The 4,381-nt window shown below is 61.3% G+C and carries 6 protein-coding genes; 5 read left to right on the top strand and 1 reads right to left on the bottom strand.

Annotated features, from left to right (window positions below; translation table 11 throughout):
- The first annotated feature begins 4 nt into the window (after nucleotides 1-4).
- Nucleotides 5-1,333, top strand: a complete 1,329-nt coding sequence (locus tag ACH2EI_RS13305) for a glutamine synthetase family protein (RefSeq protein ID WP_395160362.1) — start codon at nucleotides 5-7, stop codon at nucleotides 1,331-1,333.
- 416 nt (nucleotides 1,334-1,749) lie between these two features.
- Here the strand turns inward: ACH2EI_RS13305 and ACH2EI_RS13310 are convergent, their stop codons facing one another.
- Nucleotides 1,750-2,031 (bottom strand): hypothetical protein, encoded by a 282-nt coding sequence (locus ACH2EI_RS13310; protein ID WP_395160356.1) that lies wholly within the window; start codon nucleotides 2,029-2,031, stop codon nucleotides 1,750-1,752.
- An 83-nt stretch (nucleotides 2,032-2,114) separates the two neighbouring features.
- On the opposite strand from ACH2EI_RS13310, the gene ACH2EI_RS13315 reads away from it, so the two are divergent.
- The 4 genes from ACH2EI_RS13315 to ACH2EI_RS13330 all read left to right on the top strand — a co-directional run.
- Nucleotides 2,115-2,384, top strand: coding sequence for a hypothetical protein (locus tag ACH2EI_RS13315; RefSeq protein ID WP_395155281.1), 270 nt, complete (start codon nucleotides 2,115-2,117; stop codon nucleotides 2,382-2,384).
- A 537-nt stretch (nucleotides 2,385-2,921) separates the two neighbouring features.
- Nucleotides 2,922-3,374 carry a hypothetical protein gene (locus tag ACH2EI_RS13320; protein ID WP_395155282.1) on the top strand — a complete coding sequence of 151 codons (453 nt, stop codon included), beginning with the start codon at nucleotides 2,922-2,924 and terminating at the stop codon, nucleotides 3,372-3,374.
- Between the two features lie 6 nt (nucleotides 3,375-3,380).
- The gene (locus tag ACH2EI_RS13325; protein WP_395160358.1) at nucleotides 3,381-3,725 is read left to right on the top strand and encodes a hypothetical protein; all 345 of its coding nucleotides are present in this window, start codon (nucleotides 3,381-3,383) and stop codon (nucleotides 3,723-3,725) included.
- Nucleotides 3,726-4,021: 296 nt separating this feature from the next.
- The coding region (locus tag ACH2EI_RS13330) for an IS6 family transposase (RefSeq protein ID WP_395160360.1) at nucleotides 4,022-4,381 on the top strand (360 nt) is incomplete at its 3' end.

The raw sequence follows: 4,381 nt of genomic DNA on the forward strand, positions 1-4,381 counted from the left end.
GACGATCGACACCGTGGTCGTGGGCTTCACCGATCACTACGGGCGAACGCTGGGGAAGCGATTTGACGCCGCGTTCTTCCTCGAGACCATCGACGACGGGACGCACGCCTGCGACTACCTGATGACGGTCGACATGGAAATGGAGCCGGTAGCTGGATACGCATTTTCGAACTGGTCATCAGGATTCGGCGACTTTCACCTCGTTGCGGATCTCGACACGTTGCGACTCGCCGCATGGGCTCCGCAGACGGCGTTCGTGCTGTGCGATGTCGAACGTAATGTCGATCATCATCCGGTCGGCGTGGCACCTCGTTCGATCCTGCGCCGCCAGCTCGACGCCGCGCGTCACGCGGGTTACGCACCAATGGCGGCAAGCGAATTGGAGTTCTTTCTGTATCGCGACACATATCGCGACGCACACGACAAGGGCTACACCGGACTCGTCGCAGCCGGCTGGTACGTCGAGGACTATCACCTGCTCCAAGGGGCGCGGGTCGAGGACTATGTCGGTGCGGCGCGGCGCGTACTTCGAGACTCCGAGGTCCCTGTCGAAAATTCGAAGGGCGAGGCCGCGATCGGGCAACACGAACTGAACATTCGCTACGCACCGATCCTCACGATGGCCGACCGGCATGTCGTGATGAAGCAGGCAATGAAGGAGTTGGCCGATCAACAAGGTGTGTCCGTCACCTTCATGGCCAAGCCGCATCACGATCAATCCGGGAGTAGCTGCCACATCCATCTCAGTCTGTGGTCGGGCCCGGGTGACGATGCGGGGGACGATGACGGTGCCACCAACCTTTTCTCCGACGGGACTGACCGCACCGATGAATTCCGCTGGTTCCTCGGCGGATGGATGCAGCATCTCCGTGACTTCATGGTGCTGTACGCGCCAACGATCAACAGCTACAAGCGCTATCAGGATCAGTCGTGGGCCCCGACAGGGTTGGCATGGTCGGATGACAATCGGACGACCGGTTTCCGCATTGTCGGATCGGGCCCGAGCCTGCGGATCGAATGCCGTATTCCTGGTGCCGACGTCAACCCGTATCTCGCCTTCGCCGCGGCCTTGGCCAGCGGCCTCGATGGCATCGCGAATCAGATCGAACCCCCACCAGCGTTCAACGGCGACGCCTACACGTCAGCCGACGTGCAGCGAGTTCCGACGTCGCTCCGCGAAGCAGTGACCGTGTTCGCTGCGAGCGAGGCGGCCCGACGCCTGCTCGGTGACGAGGTCGTTGAGCATTACAGCCACTTCTATCGATCCGAATGTGATGCCTACGACAGCGCAGTCACCGACTGGGAACGCCACCGCTACTTCGAACGGATCTGAACCGGGCTTCTGTGCGAGTGAGCCGAGCCAGTGACCACCATGGGCCCAGGCAGCAGGCGATGAACAGGGGTTTTGGTGGAGGATTCGTAGAGTTGGGTTGCAGAGTTCAATCTCATGCTCAACTCGAAATGTCTGGTGATTGGCGTGTTGTTGTCACGACGATTGCTGAAAGAGTCGTGAGCTCATCGCCCGGATTCCCTGGGGCCAGGTTGGCGTAAGTTCGAAAGCTTTTCCTGTTCATCTTTTGTCTTCCAAACAGACGCGTTGGAACTGGCCGACCAAGGGTGTTGTTTTGGCATCTCAATCGTTGATCATGATGCCGGGCCGGTCTTGACGGCACTGTTGCGTTGATCGATCGGAGGGCGCGTCACACCGCCGTGATTCGTTGTCGCCGTCGTCCAGCGGTTCGGTGCGAGCTACTTGGGGTGCGGCCCAAACGACAACACGATGATCGTGTCGGGTTCGTCGCTGTCCCATTGCCACCACACCCGCCACGCCCCCGGCGTGTTGTTCTCGATGTAGGACTGCCAAATCCCCCGACTTGCGTCGTACTTCTTCGACGACAACGACCGATACCGCGGGTCGTCGCCGAGCTGTTCCAACGTCGATTTGACCTTCTCGCGTTTGTCGGGGTGACGACGAAGCAGCTTCTTCATCTCCTTGCTGGCGAACGCTTCGTCGATCCGAACCTTGGGCATCCCACCAATCTACCCCACTTGTAACAGACGGGCCGGATCCCTCACTGTTCCATTGTGGGACCAAACATGTTAGGTTGACACGCATGGACACACTGACCCTGCTGCAGCCCGACAACCGCGGCCGCGTCGCACTCAACGCCGTCATCGATCGAACCCGCACCTACAGCGTCACCACCAACGACCAAGGCGTCGTCACCCTCACCCCCGTCGGCGCCGTACTCAGCGACGAACAGCTCGGCGATCTGCGCACCGACCCCGCTGGCTTCGTCGCCCTCCTCGACGCCTCAGACCGCCACCACAACGGCACCGGCCGCACCGTCTCGATCGACGATGCCTTCGCCGACCTCGACTGAACAACCGCCCAAGCATCCCCAACCACGGATCGACCTGATCGACGTCTCACCGCACCTCGGAATCAACAATCACCCCTGAGCGAACAGTGACCGCGTCCGCGTTCGTAGACCGGGCGGGCGAACCCGAGCTATGACGGCGGGCCTGAACGAGGACCAACAGATTGCAAGACTGAACGCCGCCGTCACAGCGGGACAGCGGCGCCATTTATCAGATCTCGCAACCGAACCCAGAAGGCATCCTGGAGCTACCGGAGAATGGGTCGCCGCGACCCGAAACAAGTCGGCGGCCCTTCGTGGAGCGGATTCGGATGGAGCGATGCGCTCGAAGAACTCGTTCGGCTGCTGTATGGGTGTGCACAGATGATTTGGCCCCACTTGGAACCCGCCCCGTCGTTCTCATCCCGCGCCAGTCCTCGTCATACCCCGTATTCGAAGGGTCGGAATAGCCCGTCGAGAACCGGTTTGCCGGTCGGCACTGGCACAGAACAGATTCGGCATAGAAGACGAACTGGTTCCGCTTTCGTGTAGCATTGGCGTATGTCTTCGACAGTCACCGCCACTGCGTTTCAGTGGTCTGACCTCGCAAAGAGGCCGACCGTGGTCGGCGACGCCCTCGATGCGTCCGGTGAGGTGACCGTGATTCGGGGGTCGAAGACGTTGCGAATCTCCGAACCCGAACACGATGTCGCAACAGTGATGCGCGAAATGTGCGGACTGCTCAGCGCAGTCGTCGCGACAGAATCGCCCGAGCGGGTGTGTGCGATCCTCAGTGTTGCATGGCCGTGGACGCGCGTTCTGCCGACCGATGACCAGGTCGCTCTGGCCGCTGAAGTGGGACCGCTCGCCGAGACCTGCGAATCTCTCGGTACCTGGCGACCATTGCTCGATGCTCTCTCGGCCTGGCGTGGCACCGCTCGTGCATGGGCTAGCGGCCTTGGCCCGGTTGGGCCGTTCGAGGATCCTCTCAACACGCGCGTCAAGCGGCCCTGACTTGTGGTGAAGGAGCGGAGTGTTCACCGTCCGACGAAGAAGACTGAGTACACGTTGCAGCATGCCGAGCGGGCTTGCAAGGTTGGATGGTCTGATGTAGTTGCGTCGCAACGAAACGGGTGTGCCGATCTGTTCGATCGCCTCACGGCCGATCCCGCCAACGTCGACAACCCCGACAAGCAGCACCGACTGAAGGGGAACCTGTCAACGACGACCGTCCGAGGTGTCGAACGCGACCAGTGGCAGTACGAGATGGCCAAGGGCGCTCGCGTTTGGTACGTCGTGGACCGTGACAACAAGACCGTTTACCTGACGCGTGTCGCAACGGCACACCCGAACCAAACGAAGTAGGCGCAGATTCGGCCGGGCCCGGCCTTGGACCCGTGGTGCGCGTCGTCGAGCGCCGGACTACCGACGACAAACCAGAGCAGCCTCGAATGCTCAATCCAGTCGATTTGATCGGGCACCCGTTACACCGATTCCGAATATGGATAACTGTAAATATCGAGGCCAAATAGTTACGGGCTCTTGAGGACCGACGTAGCAGCCCGTTTGTATCGGCCACCCAGGCGCTCACCGCAACACCGGCCAAGCGAGCACGGAGGCACTGTTGCGTTGACGCTCGGGTGGGGTCGTAGCGTGCCCGGGTGATTCGTCGTCGTGGTTGTCGCCGCTCTGCTTCTCCGTCGTTTGCAGGATTCCGGTTCCCACCGGACGTGGTGTTGCTGGCGGTGCGCTGGTACCTCCGCTACGGACTCTCGTACCGCGATGTCGAAGAACTTCTCGCCGAGCGCGGCATCGACGTCGACCACGTCACCGTCTACCGATGGGGGCAACGCTTCACTCCGCTCGTGATCGACGCAGCGCGGCCGTGTCGTCACGGTGTTGGTGATCGCTGGTTCGTCGACGAGACCTATGTGAAGGTGGCTGGTGTGTGGCGCTACGTGTACCGCGCGGTCGATCAGCACGGCCAGGTCATCGAGGTTTCGGTGTCGAAACGTCGCAAC

This window comes from Ilumatobacter sp. (assembly GCF_041688325.1).
In the GTDB taxonomy this organism is placed as follows: domain Bacteria; phylum Actinomycetota; class Acidimicrobiia; order Acidimicrobiales; family Ilumatobacteraceae; genus Ilumatobacter_A.